This window comes from Micromonospora sp. URMC 107, assembly GCF_051386315.1.
Lineage (GTDB): Bacteria > Actinomycetota > Actinomycetes > Mycobacteriales > Micromonosporaceae > Micromonospora.
The window spans coordinates 1-15,022 of the sequence record NZ_JBPQTK010000136.1 but is presented as its reverse complement, the minus strand read 5'-3'; the positions used below and the strand labels follow the sequence as shown (position 1 = coordinate 15,022).

Here is a 15,022-nt window from a genome sequence, read left to right as displayed (position 1 = left end):
AGCCCGAGGCGATCGCCATGTACACGGCGGCCGGCTACGACCGGATCCCGAACTTCGGCTACTACCGGGACGCCCCGGGCTGCATCTCCTTCGGCCGCACGCTCTGACTCGTCCCGCGCCGGGGGCCCGTCCGGGCTCCCGGCGCGGGACGCCCCGATCGCGCCGCTCGGGCGGCCCACCGCCGGTACGAGGGGCGCTCACCTCGGTGCCCGGGCCGGTCGCCGACCACGGGAACGAGCCGCGGACGGCGTCGCCCGGATACGACAGAGCCGGCGGGCCGTGTCGGCCCGCCGGCAATGACGAGTGTGAAGGTGGGGCCTACCGCGTCAGGCGCGGGTGACCTTGCCAGCCTTGATGCAGGAGGTGCAGACCTGCATCTTCTTGGTGTTGCCGCCACCGGCCGGGGTACGCACCGACTGGATGTTCGGGTTCCAGCGGCGGTTGGTCCGCCGGTGCGAGTGGGACACGTTGTGGCCGAAGCCCGGTCCCTTGCCACAGACGTCGCACACGCTAGCCACGGGATACTCCTGGGATTGAAACGTTCATGAGGTCGCCGCCAGGCGCAGCCCGGGCAACCTGGCCAGGTTACCCGATGACCCGAGGCCCGACCAACCGGCCCCGGACGCCGGCCCGAGGTGGGGGGCCGTCACCGCGCGACGCGGTCCCGGTCGCCCGGTCCGCATCCGTCCCCGCGCCATCGCCGCGCGTGGGGACACGCCACGAGGATAGTGGGTGCGCGCGGCCGCCGGACACGCCGTGGGAGTCCCGTCGACCCCGGCGCGTGTCGGTGCGCGCCAGTAGGCTTCTCGCCGTGCTGGACACCCTCGACGCCGCCGCGGTCCGCCGCTGGTGCGCGGGCGGGCTGGTCGCGCTGAAGCGCCACCAGGGCGAGATCGACGACCTCAACGTCTACCCGGTGCCCGACGGCGACACCGGCACCAACATGGTGCTCACCCTCACCTCCGCCCAGCAGGCGCTCGCGATGGACCTCGGCACCCTCCCGGAGGACGGGCCCACCGCGCACGCGCACGCGTTGCGGCTGATGGCCCGGGGCGCGCTGCTGGGCGCGCGGGGCAACTCGGGGGTGATCCTGTCGCAGATCCTGCGCGGCTTCGCCGACGCCGTCGCCGCCGTGCCCGTCGTGCGGGGACGCGAGCTGGCCGCCGCCCTGCGCGACGGCACCGCCGCCGCCTACGCCGCGGTCGCCCGCCCGGTCGAGGGCACGCTGCTCAGCGTCGTCGCCGCGGCGGCGCACGCCGCCGAGCGGGCCGACAGCGACGACCTGTGCGCGGTGGCCCGGGCGGCGGCGGGCGGGGCGGCACACGCGTTGGCGCGCACCCCCGAGCAGCTCCCGGCGCTGGCCCGGGCCGGCGTGGTGGACGCCGGCGGCCGGGGCCTCTGCCTGCTGCTCGACGCCCTGGTCGAGGTCGTGACCGGCGAGCGCCCGCAACGGCCCGCGCCCGCGCCGCGCCCCGTCCGCCCGCCGGCCACCGCCGTCCGCGAGACCGGTTCCGAGGACTACGCGTACGAGGTGCAGTTCCTGCTCGACGCCGGGCCGGAGGCGGTGGCCCGGCTGCGGGCCGAGCTGGCGGCCCTCGGCGACTCGCTGGTGGTCGTCGGCGACGGCAGTGCCGGCACGGGCACCTGGAACGTGCACGTGCACGTCAACGACGTGGGCGCGGCGATCGAGGCGGGCGTGGTGGCCGGCCGGCCGCACCGCATCTCGGTGACCCGCTTCGCCGACCAGGCCGCCCCGGTGCCGCCCGCCGTGGCGGCCGAGGGGCGGGCCGCCGTGGTGGTGGCCGCCGGCGCGGGCATCGCCGGGCTGTTCGCCGGCGAGGGCGCGACGGTGGTGCCCGGCAACCCGTCGATCGGCGAGCTGGTGGACGCGATCCGCGCCACCGGGGCGGCCCGCGTGGTGGTGCTGCCCAACGATCCCGACACGCAGGCGGTGGCGAGCGCCGCCGCCCGGGAGGCGCACGGGCTCGGCGTCAAGGTCAGCGTGGTGCCGACCCGCTCGCCGGTGCAGGCGCTGGCCGCCCTCGCGGTGCGCGACCCCGCCCGGCGCTTCGAGGACGACGTGATCGCGATGGCCGAGGCGGCCGGCGCCTGCCGCTACGCCGAGGTCTGCTACGCCCGCCGCGAGGCGCTGACCGTCGCCGGCCCCTGCCGTCCGGGCGACGTGCTGGCGCTGGTCGAGGGGGAGGTGCACCTGATCGGGTCCGACCTGACCGACACCTGCGCCGCCGTGGTCGACCGGATGCTCGGCGGCGGCGGCGAGCTGGTGACGCTGCTCTGGGGGGCGGACGCCCCCGACGGGCTGGCCGACGCGGTCCGTGCGCACGTCGGGCGGCGCTGGCCGTTCGTCGAAGTGCAGGCGTACCCGGGCGGGCAGCCGCACTATCCGCTCCTGGTGGGGGTCGAATGACGTCCGAGCCGTCCACGCTGGACACGCCGCTGAAGAAGCTGGTCGGTGAGAAGACCGCGAAGGCCCTCGCCGGGCACCTCGACCTGCACACCGCCGGCGACCTGATCTACCACTTCCCGCGCCGCTACGACGAGCGCGGCGAGCACACCGACATCCGCTCGCTCGACGTCGGCGAGCAGGTAACCGTGCTGGCCCAGGTGCAGCGCACCGCCGTGCGCCCGATGCGCCAGCGCCGGGGCAACCTGCTGGAGGTCACCGTCGGCGACGGCTCGGGCGGCACCCTGACGCTGACCTTCTTCGGCAACCAGGCCTGGCGGGAGCGGGAGCTGCGCCCCGGCCGGTGGGGCCTGTTCGCCGGCAAGGTCACCGAGTTCCGGGGCAAGCGGCAGCTCAACGGCCCGGAGTACGTCCTGCTCGGCGAGGGCGGCGACGGCGAGGCGGCGGCCAGCGAGGAGATCGAGGAGTTCGCGGGCGCGCTGATCCCGGTCTACCCGGCCGCCGCGGCGGTGCCCACCTGGGTGATCGCCCGCTGCGTCCGGGTGGTGCTGGACACCTTCACCGCGCCGGAGGACCCGCTGCCCGCGACCCTGCGCGCGAGCCGCAACCTGGGCGGCATCGGCACGGCGCTGCGCGAGATCCACCGGCCGTCCAGCAAGGAGGCGCTCTACCGGGCCCGACGGCGGCTCAAGTGGGACGAGGCGTTCGCCGTGCAGCTCACCCTGGTGCAGCGCAAGCACCGGGCCGCCGCGTGGCCGGCCCGGCCCCGGCCGGCGAAGCCCGGCGGCCTGCTCGACGCCTTCGACGCCCGGCTGCCCTACGAGCTGACGCCCGGCCAGCGCGACGTGGGGGTGGAGATCGCGGCGGACCTGGCCACGGCCCACCCGATGCACCGGCTGCTACAGGGCGAGGTCGGCTCCGGCAAGACGGTGGTCGCGCTGCGCGCGATGCTCCAGGTGGTCGACGCGGGCGGGCAGGCCGCGCTGCTGGCCCCGACCGAGGTGCTGGCCGCGCAGCACCACCGGGGCATCCTCGACCTGCTCGGGCCGCTCGGGCGGGCCGGCGAGCTGGGCGCGGCCGACGACGCCACCCGGGTCGAGCTGGTCACCGGCTCGCTGGGCGCGGCGGCCCGCCGGCGGGCCCTGGCCGAGGTCGCCAGCGGCGCCGCCGGCATCGTGCTCGGCACCCACGCCCTGCTCTACGAGGGCGTCGACTTCGCCGACCTCGGCCTGGTGGTGGTCGACGAGCAGCACCGCTTCGGCGTCGAGCAGCGCGACGCGCTGCGTGCCAAGGCCGAGCAGCCGCCGCACGTGCTGGTGATGACGGCCACCCCGATCCCGCGCACGGTGGCGATGACCGTCTACGGCGACCTGGAGACCTCCACCCTCTCCCAGCTGCCGCAGGGCCGCTCGCCGATCGCCTCGCACGTGGTCCCGGCCGCCGAGAAGCCGGCCTTCCTGGACCGGGCCTGGCGCCGGGTGCGCGAGGAGGTGGCCGCCGGGCACCAGGCGTACGTCGTCTGCCCACGCATCGGCGAGGGCCCGGCGAGCGAGGAGGAGCCGCCGCCGGAGGACGACAACGGGCGGCGCCCGCCGATGGCGGTCACCGAGGTGGCGCCGCTGCTCGCCGAGGGGCCGCTGCACGGCCTGCGCATCGGCGTGCTGCACGGCCGGCTGCCGACCGACGAGAAGGACGCGGTGATGCGCTCCTTCGCCGCCGGCGACCTCGACGTGCTGGTCGCCACGACCGTGGTCGAGGTCGGCGTCAACGTGCCGAACGCGACGGTGATGATCGTGCTCGACGCCGACCGGTTCGGCGTCTCCCAGCTGCACCAGCTGCGCGGCCGGGTCGGGCGGGGTTCGGCCCCGGGGCTCTGCCTGCTGGTGAGCGAGGCGCTGGAGGGGACGCCCGCGCGGGAGCGGCTCGACGCGGTGGCCTCCACGACCGACGGGTTCAAGCTCGCCGAGCTGGACCTGGAGCAGCGCCGGGAGGGCGACGTGCTGGGCGCCACCCAGTCGGGGCGCCGTTCGCACCTGCGGCTGCTCTCGCTGCTGCGCGACGCCGACCTGATCCGCGACGCCCGGGCCGAGGCGATCGCCCTGGTCGAGGAGGACCCGGAGCTGGCCCGGCATCCGGCGCTGGCCGCTTCGGTGGCCGCCCTGGTCGACGAGGAACGCGCGGAATACCTGGAGAAGGGCTGATCTAGGCTTCGACGGATGCCGACATCCTCATTAGACAGTGGCGTGCTCCTGCTGGCCCGGGGCGACGAGATCCTGACGGAACAGGTCGCCGGGGTGGCCGATCGGGGCACCGGCATCCACTGCGCCCCCGGGACCCGCTTCCAGATCGCCTCGATCAGCAAGCAGATGGCCGCCGCTGCGGTGTTGCTGCTCGCCGAGCGGGGTGCGCTGAGCCTGTCCGATCCGGTCGTGCGCTGGCTGCCCGGCCCGCCGCCGGAATGGTCCGGCATCACGCTGCACCACCTGCTCACCCACACCTCGGGCCTGGGCCACTGGGAGCAGTACCCGGCGGTCGATCTCGTCGACCCGGCCGAGCCGGACGACCTGCTCGGCTCGTTCGCCGCGGTGCCGCCGCTGTTCCGGCCGGGGGCCGGGTGGCACTACAGCAGCCCCGGCTACGTGCTGTTGGCCCGGGCCGTCGAGCGCGCGGCCGACCGGCCTTATGCCGAGTTCCTCGCCGAGGAGGTCTTCGCGCCGCTGGGCATGACGGGCAGCTTCGCCGGTGCGGGCGCCGGACGGCCGGACGTGGCGGTCGGACACGAGGGCGGCCGTCCGGTGCCGTCGTGGGACCTGGCGACCGTGAGCATGGGCGCGGGTGACGTCTGGTGCACCGGGACGGACCTGCTCACCTGGCTCGACGTGCCACGCCGGGGCCGGCTGCTCGCCCCGGCCTCGGTGACGGCGATGACCGCCCCGCACGCGCCCACCGGCCGGCCCGGGGAGGCGTACGGCTACGGGTTCTTCGTCGGCCCGCTGGCCGGTAGGCGGGCGCTGCACCACTCGGGCGACAACGGCGGCTACAAGGCGTTCGCGGCCTGGCTGCCCGACTCGGACCAGCGGCTCGTGCTGCTGACCAACCAGGCCGAGGTCGACCCGGTCGCGATCACGTCGGTGCTCGGCCCTGCCGAGGCGCGCTGACCGTGCGGACGCCGGCCGGGTGGCGGACGCGTCCCGGTGCGGGCCGGCGGGGCCGACCGGTCGTGGAGGGTCCGCTCGCAGCCTCGGGTGCTTCCTCCACCGGCCGGGCCGTCGCGTAGCGTCGGGGCATGCGCAGGGAGCGACGGTGACCCGGATCGTGGCCGGCACGCTCGGTGGCCGGCGGATCGCCGCGCCGCCCGGGGCGGGGACCCGGCCCACCTCGGACCGGGTCCGTGAGGCGCTGTTCAGCGCGGTGCAGGCCGAGGTGGACCTGGCCGGCGTCCGCTTCGCCGACCTCTACGCGGGCTCCGGCGCGGTCGGGCTGGAGGCGCTCTCCCGGGGCGCCGCGCACGTGCTGCTGGTGGAGTCCGACGCGCGGGCGGCCCGGGTGATCCGGGAGAACGTCGCCGCGCTGCGCGCCGCCCCGGCCGCCCGGCTGGTCACCGGCAAGGTGTCCACGGTGCTGGCGGCCGGCCCGGACGGCGACCCGTACGACGTGGTCTTCGCCGACCCGCCCTACGCGGTGCCGGACGCGGAGATCACGGCGATGCTCGCCGCGCTGGTCGACGGCGGCTGGCTGGCCCCGGACGCCCTGGTGGTGGTGGAGCGGTCCAGTCGCACCGGCCCGGTCGGGTGGGTGGAGGGCGTCACCGGCGAGCGCAGTCGCAGGTACGGCGAGACGACCCTTTGGTACGGTCGCCGATCATGAGACGTGCGGTGTGTCCCGGCTCGTTCGATCCGGTCACCAACGGGCACCTCGACATCGTCGGCCGGGCGAGCCGGCTGTTCGACGAGGTGATCGTGGGCGTGCTGGTCAACCAGTCGAAGAGCGGCCTGTTCACGGTCGAGGAGCGGATCGACATGCTCCGCGAGGTGACCGCCTCCTACGACAACGTCCGGGTGGAGTCGTTCCGCGGCCTGCTGGTCGACTTCTGCCGGGCCCAGCAGGCGAGCGTGCTGATCAAGGGCCTGCGGGCGGTCAGCGACTTCGACTACGAGTTGCAGATGGCGCAGATGAACATCGGCCTGGCCGGCGTCGAGACCCTGTTCATGCCGACCAACCCGCTCTACTCGTTCCTCTCCTCCAGCCTGGTCAAGGACGTGGCGAAGTGGGGCGGCGACATCTCCGCCCACGTGCCCGACCGGGTCCGCGAGGAGCTGAGGGCCCGCCTCGCCCCGCCGCCGCGCGACTGACCGCCCCGACCGCCCTCTCCGCCCTCACCCCGCCGGCCCCGTGTCCGGCGGGACCGCGCCGTGCCGCGACGCGCCGGGACGGGGGGAGCGGTGCGGCGTGGTCGGGGCGCGACATGATGTGTGGAGCGGGAAACCGGCCGTAGCCCGCATCATGTAGATCGGCCCGACGAACGACAGGAGTGAGGTACCGGTGGACCCGCTCGATCGCATCGACGAACTGATCGCCATGGTGGAGCAGGCCCGCTCCGTCCCGATGTCGCGCAACAACTGCATGGTCGACCGGGGCGAGTTCATCGCCGTCCTCGACGAGCTGCGCGCCGAACTCCCCGCCGACCTGCGCCGGGCCGCCGCGCTGCTGGAGGAGCGGGACAAGATCATGGAGGCCGGCAAGCGCGAGGCCGACCGGATCATCAGCGAGGGTGAGGCGGAACACGCCCGGCTGGTCTCGGTGAACGAGATCACGGTCTCCGCCGAGCACGAGGGCGCGCGGATCATCGCGGAGGCCCGCGCCGAGGCGCAGCGCCTGCGCGAGGAGGTGGACGACTACGTCGACACCGCCCTGGCCAACTTCGAGCAGTTCCTCACCCGGGCGCTGGCTTCGATAGAGCGCGGCCGGGACAAGATGCACGCGCTGCGCGAGATCGGCACCTTCGGTGGGGAGGAGGCGGAACGCCCGCTACCCTTCTGAGCGGCACCTCACCAGCCGGCAGACGGGGCGGGCGTCGCCCCCGGTTCGACGGTCCGGCGGTCGCCCAGGTAACCTTTTTTGTCGGCCTCTCACCGGCCGGAGTCTGACTATGCCCAAGCACACGCCATCGACACTCGACCCCAGGTCGCCGCTGGTCCTCGACACGAGGGAGCTGCCGCGCCGGCCTGGTGCCTTGCGTACGGTCAAGCGGGTGGTGCCGGCACCGGCGGACCTCGGCGGCGAGATGATCGCCGTGCCGGAGGGCGCGGACCTCGACCTCGACCTGAGGTTGGAGTCGGTGTCCGAGGGCGTGCTCGTCTCGGGGACCGTCAGCGGTACCGCCCGGGGCGAGTGCGGTCGCTGCCTACGCGAGATCGACGACTCGCTGGCCGTGCGGATCCAGGAGCTGTACGCGTACGAGAACAGCACCACGGACACCACGACCGACGAGGACGAGGTGGGCCGGATGCAGGGCGATCTGATCGACCTGGAGCCGGCGCTGCGGGACGCGGTGGTGCTCACGCTGCCGACCAACCCGCTCTGCCGGGAGGACTGCCCAGGCCTGTGCCCCGAATGCGGGGTGCACTGGGACGATCTGCCGGCCGACCACAGTCACGAGCAGATCGACCCGCGTTGGGCGGGCCTGTCGCAACTGAACCGTAAAGAGGAGTAGGAACCGTGGCCGTCCCCAAGCGCAAGATGTCGCGCAGCAACACCCGCGCCCGCCGGGCGAACTGGAAGGCGACCGTGGTCGCGACCGTGGCCTGCCCCCAGTGCAAGTCGGCGAAGCTGCCCCACGCCGCCTGCTCCGTCTGCGGCACCTACAACGGCCGCCAGGTTCTCGAGGTCTGACCTGGACGCCGAGTGACGCCCCCGACACCTGGTCGGGCGGCGCGCGCACCCTGGCACTCGCCCGGTGCCCCGGCTCTCTCCGACGCCGGCCGGCCTGTTCCGGCCGGCGTTCCGGTGGAGCCGGGCACCGCGCGGATCGCCGTTGACCTCCTCGGCGGGGACGACGCTCCCGCCGTCGTGGTTGACGGCGCTCTGCGAGCCGTGCGCGCCGACCCGGACCTGCACCTGCTGCTCGTCGGCCCCGCCGAGGCCGCCGGCGAGGTGATCCGTGCCCTCGACCCGGCGCAACGCGCCCGGGTCACCGTACGGCCGGTCCGCACCGCCGTCAGCATGGCCGACCACCCCGTGGCCGCCCGCGCCGACAGCACCGTCCGCGCCGCCGTGCACGCCGTCCGCGACGGCATCGCCGACGCGCTCGTCTCCGCCGGGTCGACCGGCGCCACCGTCACCGCCGTCGCGCTCGGCCTCGGCCGCTGGCCGGACGTGCGCCGTCCCGCGCTGGTCGCCACCCTGCCGGCCGTCGCCGGTCCGGTGGTCCTGCTGGACGTCGGCGGCTCGCTGGAGCCGCGCCCGGCCACCCTGGCCCGCCACGCCGTGCTCGGCGCCGCCTACGCGGCGGTGGCGCACGCCGTCGTCGCGCCCCGGGTCGGGCTGCTGTCGGTGGGCACCGAGGCGGGCAAGGGCGACCGCGCCCGCCGGGTCGCCGATCCCGTCCTCGCCGCCGCGTCGCTGCCCTGCGACGGCCGCTACGTCGGCCTCGTCGAGGGGTACGACGTCGCCCTCGGCGCGCGCGCCGATGTGGTGGTCACCGACGGGTTCACCGGTAACGTGCTGCTCAAGGCGATCGAGGGCGCGTACGCGATGGCCGGCGGGCCCCCGTCCGGCGGCGGCGCACCCCGGGCGGCGGCCCTGCTCGGGGTCGCCGGGACGGTGGTCGTCTGCCACGGCGCCGCCCGGGCCGAGGACGTCGCCGCGGGCATCGCGCTGGCCGCCCATCTCTGGCGGCGTCGCGCCACCGACCAGGTCCGCGCGTTGCTCGACGGCGCCGATGCGGGCGTCCGCGAGGAAAGCTTCGATCGCACCACCGACACCGAGGTACCCACATCATGAGCAACGACAAGCGGCGGCGGGCGTCCGTCGGTCACCTGGAAGCCGCGTTCGGCGTCAGCCTGGATCCGGAGCTGCTGGAGCGCGCGCTGACCCACCGCTCGTACGCGTACGAGAACGGCGGCCTGCCCACCAACGAGCGGCTGGAGTTCCTGGGCGACTCGGTGCTCGGCGTGGTGATCACCACCGCGCTCTTCCACAACCACCCCGACCTGCCCGAGGGGCAGCTGGCCAAGCTGCGGGCCAGCGTGGTCAACATGCGCGCCCTCGCCGACGTGGCCCGGGGCCTCGGCCCGGACGGGCTCGGCGCCTACCTGCTGCTCGGCAAGGGGGAGGAGACCACCGGCGGCCGGGACAAGGCGAGCATCCTCGCCGACACCCTGGAGGCGCTGCTCGGCGCGATCTACCTCCAGTACGGGCTGGACACCGCGGCCATCGTCATCCACCGGCTGTTCGACCCGCTGATGGCCGAGTCGGCCGGCCGGGGCGCGGCCCTGGACTGGAAGACCAGCCTCCAGGAGCTGACGGCGGCGCTCGGGCTCGGCGTCCCCGAGTACCGCATCGAGGGTACCGGGCCGGACCACCTCAAGACGTTCACCGCCTGGGTGGTCGTCGCCGGCAACCGCTACGGCGGGGCCGACGGGCGGAGCAAGAAGGAGGCCGAGCAGCGGGCCGCCGAGGCGGCCTGGCGGACGCTGACCGAGCAGGCGGAGCGGGAGCCGGCCGGCGCGGGCGAGCCGGTGGCCGGGGACGAGCCGGCCGAGGCCGCCGAGGCGGGCCTGGGCCGTGCCTGAACTGCCCGAGGTCGAGACGGTCCGGCAGGGGCTGGCCCGCTGGGTCACCGGCCGGCGGATCTCCTCGGTCGAGGTGCGCCACCCCCGCGCGGTACGCCGGCACACGCCCGGCGGCGGGCACTTCGCCGACGTGCTGGCCGGCCGGGAGGTGCTGGACGTGCGCCGGCGCGGCAAGTACCTGTGGCTGCCGCTGGACAGCGGCGACGCCGTGATCGGGCACCTGGGCATGTCGGGCCAGCTGCTGGTGCAGCCGGCCGACGCTCCCGACGAGACGCACCTGCGGGTCCGGTTCCGGTTCACCGACGAGGGTCCCGAGCTGCGTTTCGTCGACCAGCGCACGTTCGGCGGCCTGTCGGTCTCCGCCGGGGGCGCCGAGCTGCCGGCGGAGATCGCGCACATCGCGCGGGACCCGATGGACCCGCAGTTCTCCGACGCGGCGTTCGGCGCCGCGCTGCGCCGGCGGCGTACCGAGGTCAAGCGGGCGCTGCTGGACCAGACGCTGATCTCCGGCGTGGGCAACATCTACGCCGACGAGGCGCTGTGGCGGGCGAGGCTGCACGGCACCCGCCCCACCGACGCGTTGACCGGCCCGGCCGCGCTGCGGCTGCTGGGTCACGTCCGGGACGTCCTCGGCGAGGCGATCAGGGCCGGCGGCACCAGCTTCGACGCCCTCTACGTCAACGTGAACGGGGAGAGCGGCTACTTCGACCGGGCGCTGAACGTCTACGGCCGCGAGGGGCTGCCGTGCCACCGGTGCGGCGCGCCCATCCGTCGTGAGGCGTTCATGAACCGTTCGTCGTACTCCTGCCCGCGCTGTCAGCCCCGCCCTCGGGGGTTCCTTCGGGGATGACCCCGAGCGGTTTCCGGGTCGCCGACGGCGCGTCGGCCCGGCCCCTCCGGGAAGGTTCCCCCTGAACCGCCCGTTCCGGCCCGGCTCGCCCGGCCGGGCCGCGCCTTCGGCCCGCGTACGGGTTCCGGGCCCGGCCAGGGCCGTTCCCTGATGCTCCCGCGCCCGTTGCGTCCATAGCGTCGACCCCGTCGGCAGGGGATGACGTGACGAGGGGACCCGCGATGGGGGCAGGACCGGTGACGGTGCGGTTGGCACGGTGGAGCGCGGAGCATCCGTGGCGGGCCATCGCGCTCTGGGTGGTGTTCGTGGCGGTCTGCTTCGTCGGCGGGAGCGCCGCGGGCCTGAAGGAGGCGAGCGGCGCCGACCAGGCCGTGGGCGAGTCGGGCCGGGCGGGGCTGATCGTGGCGGCCGGCGACTTCGCCGACCCGGCGGTCGAGAACGTGCTGATCACCTCGCGCGGGGGCGCGCTCGATCCCGCCGCCGCACGGGCCGCCGCCGACGACGCGGCGGTCCGGCTGCGTGCGGTGACCGGGGTGGCCTCGGTCGGCGAGCCGGTGACGGCCCGCGACGGCTCCGCGCTGCTGCTGCCGATCACGATGTCGGGTGACCCGCGGACCGCCGCCGACCGGGTGCAGCCGCTGCGGGACGCCACCGCCGAGGTGCAGGACGGGCACCCGCGGCTGCGGGTCGAGCAGGTCGGCGGGCCGTCGATCAACCAGGCGCTGGACGACACCCTCGGCGACGACTTCAAGCGGGCCGAGCTGCTCAGCCTCCCGGTGACCCTGGCCATCCTGATCATCGCGTTCGGGGCGCTGATCGCCGCCGGCGTGCCGGTGCTGCTGGCGCTCTCCTCGGTCGCCGCGGCCATGGGGCTGTCCACCCTCGCCTCGCACCTGGTGCCGGCGACCGACACCACCGCCAGCGTGATCCTGCTGATCGGCATGGCGGTCGGGGTCGACTACTCGCTGTTCTACGTGCGGCGCGAGCGGGAGGAACGGGCGAAGGGCCGCTCCGGCCTGGACGCGGTGGAGATCGCCGCGGAGACCTCGGGGCACGCCGTCGTGGTCTCCGGCCTCGCCGTGATGATCTCGATGGGCGGGCTGCTGCTCGCCGACGACGCCGTCTTCTCCTCCCTCGCGGTGGGCTCGATCCTGGTGGTCGCGGTCGCCGTGATCGGCTCGCTGACCGTGCTGCCCGCCCTGCTGGCCAAGCTCGGCCGCTGGGTCGACCGGCCCCGGGTGCCGCTGCTGTGGCGGCTCACCGCCCCGCGTACCGGTCGGCACGGCGGGCAGGCGTCGCCCCGGTTCTGGCCGGCCGTGCTGAGGCCCGCGCTGCGGGCGCCGGTGGCCACCCTGGTGATCTCGGTCGGGCTGCTGCTCGCCCTGGCCACGCCCGCGCTCGGCATGAAGATGAAGTTCCCCGGCATGGAGGACCTGCCCCGCAGCACGCCGGCCATGCAGGCGTACGACCGGCTCACCGCGGCGTTCCCGAGCAACGGCACCACCCACACCGTCGCGGTCCGGGCGCCGGCCGGCGAGGCGGACCGGGTCGAGGCGGCGCTGACCGCGCTGGCCGGCCGGGCGTCGGCCGACCCCCTCTTCGCGCCGACCGAGGCGACCGGCCCGAGGATCGAGGTGTCCGCCGACCGGCGGGTGTCGGTGCTGGAGGTCGCCACCCCGCACACCAGCCGCACCGACGAGGCGGTCCGTTCGCTGGACCGGCTGCGCGACGACCTGGTCCCGGCCGCGCTGGGCGGGGTCCCCGGCGTGGAGTACGCGGTGGGCGGCGACATCGCCGACAGCGAGGACTACTCCCGGCACATCCGCGACAAGCTGCCGATCGTCGTGGGCTTCGTGCTGCTGCTGACGTTCCTGGTGATGGTCCTGACGTTCCGCTCGGTGGTGATCGCGCTCAGCTCCATCGTGCTCAACCTGCTCTCCGCCGGCGCCGCGTACGGGCTGCTGGTGCTGGTCTTCCAGGGCGACTGGGCCGAGGGGCTGCTCGGCTTCACCTCGATGGGCGCGATCGTCACCTGGCTGCCGCTCTTCCTCTTCGTGGTGCTCTTCGGGCTGTCGATGGACTACCACGTCTTCGTCGTCAGCCGGATCCGCGAGGGCGTCCGAGCCGGCATGTCCAACCGGGACGCGGTGGCGTACGGCATCACCTCGTCGGCGGGCGTGGTGACCAGCGCGGCGATCGTGATGGTCGGCGTCTTCTCGATCTTCGCCACCCTGAGCACGATCGACATGAAGCAGCTCGGCGTCGGCCTGGCGGCGGCGATCCTGCTGGACGCCACGATCATCCGCGCGGTGGTGCTGCCGGCGCTGATGACGATGCTCGGGGACGCGAACTGGTGGGCGCCCCGGTTCCTGCGCGCCCGGCCGGCCCCGGCGCCCACCGAGCCGCCGGCGGCGACCCCGGAGCTGGTCGGCTCCCGCTGACGACTCCGCCCGGGGGACGGGGGCCGGACCGCACGCGCGGTCCGGCCCCGCCCGCGGGAGGTGCCGGTGGTGGCGTCAGGGCAGCGGGCAGGGGATCCGCCACGCGTCGAGCTCGCGCTCCTTGCGGATCGAGGAGAGGCCGTAGCCCACCGTGGTGACGCAGAAGTCCGTCGTCGAGCCGGCGTACTCCACGTGGAACACCGGCTTGCCCGCCTCGACGAACGGCAGCAGCCGGGCGCACTGCTCCAGCCGCACGCACTCCTCGTTGACCGCGAAGTCGAAGTCCGGGGCCAGGGCCGCCACCTGCCCCAGGTCGTTGATCAGGCCGGGGGAGAGGCTCAGCGAGCGGGCCAGCTCCGCCAGCCGGCGGTTGAACCGCAGTTGGTCGTCGAAGCCGAGCGGGAAGCCGGAAGGGTGCGCGTACCCGTCGGCGTCGGCCAGCGCGACCGCCCCGAAGCCCTTGCCCCGGCAGAGCCGGAACCGGTCGGCCAGCACCGGACGCAGCGCGTCCCACTGCCGCACGTCGAGCCAGCGGCTCTGCGGCCGCCGGGACACGGCGCCCCGCACGGCGGCCGGGAACCGGTCCGCGTCCGGGTCGGTCGCCCGGACGGAGCCGACGTGCACCTGGCAGACCAGCCGGCGGTCCCGGGAGCGCAGCTCGGCGGTCTGCGCGGCGGTGGTGGCGACCGGGTCGAGGAGGAAGACGTCGGCGTCGACGGCCGGGTCGAGCACGCCGCTGAGCTGCCACTGCCACTGCCACCGGCCCGCCGACGCCACCGGCCAGGTGGTCGGGGCGCCCGGCGCGGAGAGGTCCACCCGGCAGGCGGCGACCACGCTCAGCAGCGCGAGCGCGACGCAGGCGGGCAGGACCCCGCGCAGGCCCCGCACCACGGCGCGCGTACGCGGCCGGATCCGCATCGGCAGCTCCCGGGTCGCGGGCGGCCACACACCGCCCGGCGCGGGTACGCCGCGTCGGCGTACCTCACCCGGTCAAACGAGCACGGACCCGGCCACGACTCGCGTTCAGCGCGGCGCGGCGAAGACCTGCGTCCAGTACGGCCCGTTGCTGCTGGCGACGCCGACGCCGATCTCGGTGAAGGCGCAGTTCAGGATGTTGGCCCGGTGGCCGGGGCTGTTCATCCAGGCGTCCATGACCGCGGCCGGCGTCTGCTGGTTCCAGGCGACGTTCTCGCCGTAGGTGCGCCAGGCGTAGCCGACCCGGTCCAGCCGGTCCCCGGGGTCGCTGCCGTCACTGCCCGTGTGCGACATGTTCCGGTGGTCGGCCTGGTCCTGGCTGTGCCGCTGGGCCGCGGTCGTCAGCTTGTCGTCGATGCCCAGCGCGCCGCAGCCGGCCTTGGCGCGCTCGGCGTTGACCAGGTCGACCACCTGGCGGGCCTGGCTGCTGGTCCCGCTGCCGACCGGGGTCTTCGTGCCGCCGCCGGCCGGCGAGGCGGACCGGGTCGAGGCGGCGCTGACCGCGCTGGCCGGCCGGGCGTCGGCCGACCCCCTCTTC

The 15,022-nt window shown here is 75.1% G+C and carries 15 protein-coding genes and 1 pseudogene; 13 read left to right on the top strand and 3 right to left on the bottom strand.

The features are described 5' to 3' along the window. A pseudogene (locus ACSNN9_RS23970) lies at window positions 1-107 on the top strand (GNAT family N-acetyltransferase); the annotation flags it as partial. A 219-nt stretch (window positions 108-326) separates the two neighbouring features. Here ACSNN9_RS23970 and rpmB read toward each other — a convergent pair. Continuing rightward, entirely contained in the window at window positions 327-518 is a 192-nt protein-coding gene (gene rpmB, locus ACSNN9_RS23965; protein ID WP_088963534.1) for a 50S ribosomal protein L28, read from the bottom strand. 293 nt (window positions 519-811) lie between these two features. Here rpmB and ACSNN9_RS23960 point away from each other — a divergent pair, with 293 nt between their 5' ends. The 12 genes from ACSNN9_RS23960 to ACSNN9_RS23905 all read left to right on the top strand — a co-directional run bounded on the left by ACSNN9_RS23960 (window position 812) and on the right by ACSNN9_RS23905 (window position 13,509). Further along, window positions 812-2,428, top strand: a complete 1,617-nt coding sequence (locus ACSNN9_RS23960) for a DAK2 domain-containing protein (protein WP_436675487.1) — start codon at window positions 812-814, stop codon at window positions 2,426-2,428. After that, window positions 2,425-4,626: an ATP-dependent DNA helicase RecG gene (recG, locus tag ACSNN9_RS23955; protein WP_436675486.1), complete on the top strand. Its 2,202-nt coding sequence runs from the start codon at window positions 2,425-2,427 to the stop codon at window positions 4,624-4,626. The genes ACSNN9_RS23960 and recG overlap by 4 nt, the downstream gene beginning before the upstream one ends. A gap of 15 nt (window positions 4,627-4,641) precedes the next feature. Further along, complete coding sequence (locus tag ACSNN9_RS23950) at window positions 4,642-5,583, top strand: serine hydrolase domain-containing protein (protein ID WP_436675485.1); 942 nt, start codon at window positions 4,642-4,644, stop codon at window positions 5,581-5,583. Window positions 5,584-5,728: 145 nt separating this feature from the next. Then, window positions 5,729-6,292, top strand: coding sequence for a 16S rRNA (guanine(966)-N(2))-methyltransferase RsmD (rsmD, locus tag ACSNN9_RS23945; RefSeq protein ID WP_436675484.1), 564 nt, complete (start codon window positions 5,729-5,731; stop codon window positions 6,290-6,292). Further along, the gene (gene coaD / locus ACSNN9_RS23940; protein ID WP_436675483.1) at window positions 6,289-6,777 is read left to right on the top strand and encodes a pantetheine-phosphate adenylyltransferase; all 489 of its coding nucleotides are present in this window, start codon (window positions 6,289-6,291) and stop codon (window positions 6,775-6,777) included. Before rsmD ends, coaD begins: the two co-directional genes overlap by 4 nt. Window positions 6,778-6,967: 190 nt before the next feature. Then, window positions 6,968-7,465, top strand: a complete 498-nt coding sequence (locus tag ACSNN9_RS23935) for a hypothetical protein (protein ID WP_357876005.1) — start codon at window positions 6,968-6,970, stop codon at window positions 7,463-7,465. Window positions 7,466-7,574: 109 nt separating this feature from the next. Continuing rightward, complete coding sequence (locus ACSNN9_RS23930) at window positions 7,575-8,138, top strand: YceD family protein (protein ID WP_436675482.1); 564 nt, start codon at window positions 7,575-7,577, stop codon at window positions 8,136-8,138. Window positions 8,139-8,143: 5 nt separating this feature from the next. Beyond that, window positions 8,144-8,317: a 50S ribosomal protein L32 gene (gene rpmF / locus ACSNN9_RS23925; RefSeq protein WP_018786309.1), complete on the top strand. Its 174-nt coding sequence runs from the start codon at window positions 8,144-8,146 to the stop codon at window positions 8,315-8,317. Between the two features lie 114 nt (window positions 8,318-8,431). Further along, window positions 8,432-9,427, top strand: a complete 996-nt coding sequence (locus tag ACSNN9_RS23920) for a phosphate acyltransferase PlsX (RefSeq protein ID WP_436675481.1) — start codon at window positions 8,432-8,434, stop codon at window positions 9,425-9,427. After that, a complete protein-coding gene (rnc, locus tag ACSNN9_RS23915; protein WP_436675480.1) occupies window positions 9,424-10,218 on the top strand; it encodes a ribonuclease III in 795 nt (264 codons plus the stop codon). Before ACSNN9_RS23920 ends, rnc begins: the two co-directional genes overlap by 4 nt. Beyond that, window positions 10,211-11,068: a bifunctional DNA-formamidopyrimidine glycosylase/DNA-(apurinic or apyrimidinic site) lyase gene (mutM, locus tag ACSNN9_RS23910; protein WP_436675479.1), complete on the top strand. Its 858-nt coding sequence runs from the start codon at window positions 10,211-10,213 to the stop codon at window positions 11,066-11,068. The genes rnc and mutM overlap by 8 nt, the downstream gene beginning before the upstream one ends. 221 nt (window positions 11,069-11,289) lie before the next feature. After that, window positions 11,290-13,509: an MMPL family transporter gene (locus ACSNN9_RS23905; RefSeq protein WP_436675478.1), complete on the top strand. Its 2,220-nt coding sequence runs from the start codon at window positions 11,290-11,292 to the stop codon at window positions 13,507-13,509. Between the two features lie 75 nt (window positions 13,510-13,584). Here ACSNN9_RS23905 and ACSNN9_RS23900 read toward each other — a convergent pair whose 3' ends face one another. Both ACSNN9_RS23900 and ACSNN9_RS23895 read right to left on the bottom strand, forming a co-directional pair. After that, window positions 13,585-14,427, bottom strand: a complete 843-nt coding sequence (locus ACSNN9_RS23900) for an endo alpha-1,4 polygalactosaminidase (protein WP_436675477.1) — start codon at window positions 14,425-14,427, stop codon at window positions 13,585-13,587. A 105-nt stretch (window positions 14,428-14,532) separates the two neighbouring features. After that, window positions 14,533-15,022: CAP domain-containing protein (locus tag ACSNN9_RS23895; protein WP_436675476.1), on the bottom strand; the 490-nt coding region annotated here is incomplete at its 5' end.

What these genes read in the sequence shown, in the direction of transcription:
- ACSNN9_RS23900 (WP_436675477.1), bottom strand. Translation starts at nt 14,427, where the DNA reads ATGCGGATCCGGCCGCGTACGCGCGCCGTGGTGCGGGGCCTGCGCGGG.
- recG (WP_436675486.1), top strand. Translation starts at nt 2,425, where the DNA reads ATGACGTCCGAGCCGTCCACGCTGGACACGCCGCTGAAGAAGCTGGTC.
- ACSNN9_RS23905 (WP_436675478.1), top strand. Translation starts at nt 11,290, where the DNA reads ATGGGGGCAGGACCGGTGACGGTGCGGTTGGCACGGTGGAGCGCGGAG.
- ACSNN9_RS23950 (WP_436675485.1), top strand. Translation starts at nt 4,642, where the DNA reads ATGCCGACATCCTCATTAGACAGTGGCGTGCTCCTGCTGGCCCGGGGC.
- coaD (WP_436675483.1), top strand. Translation starts at nt 6,289, where the DNA reads ATGAGACGTGCGGTGTGTCCCGGCTCGTTCGATCCGGTCACCAACGGG.
- rnc (WP_436675480.1), top strand. Translation starts at nt 9,424, where the DNA reads ATGAGCAACGACAAGCGGCGGCGGGCGTCCGTCGGTCACCTGGAAGCC.
- ACSNN9_RS23930 (WP_436675482.1), top strand. Translation starts at nt 7,575, where the DNA reads ATGCCCAAGCACACGCCATCGACACTCGACCCCAGGTCGCCGCTGGTC.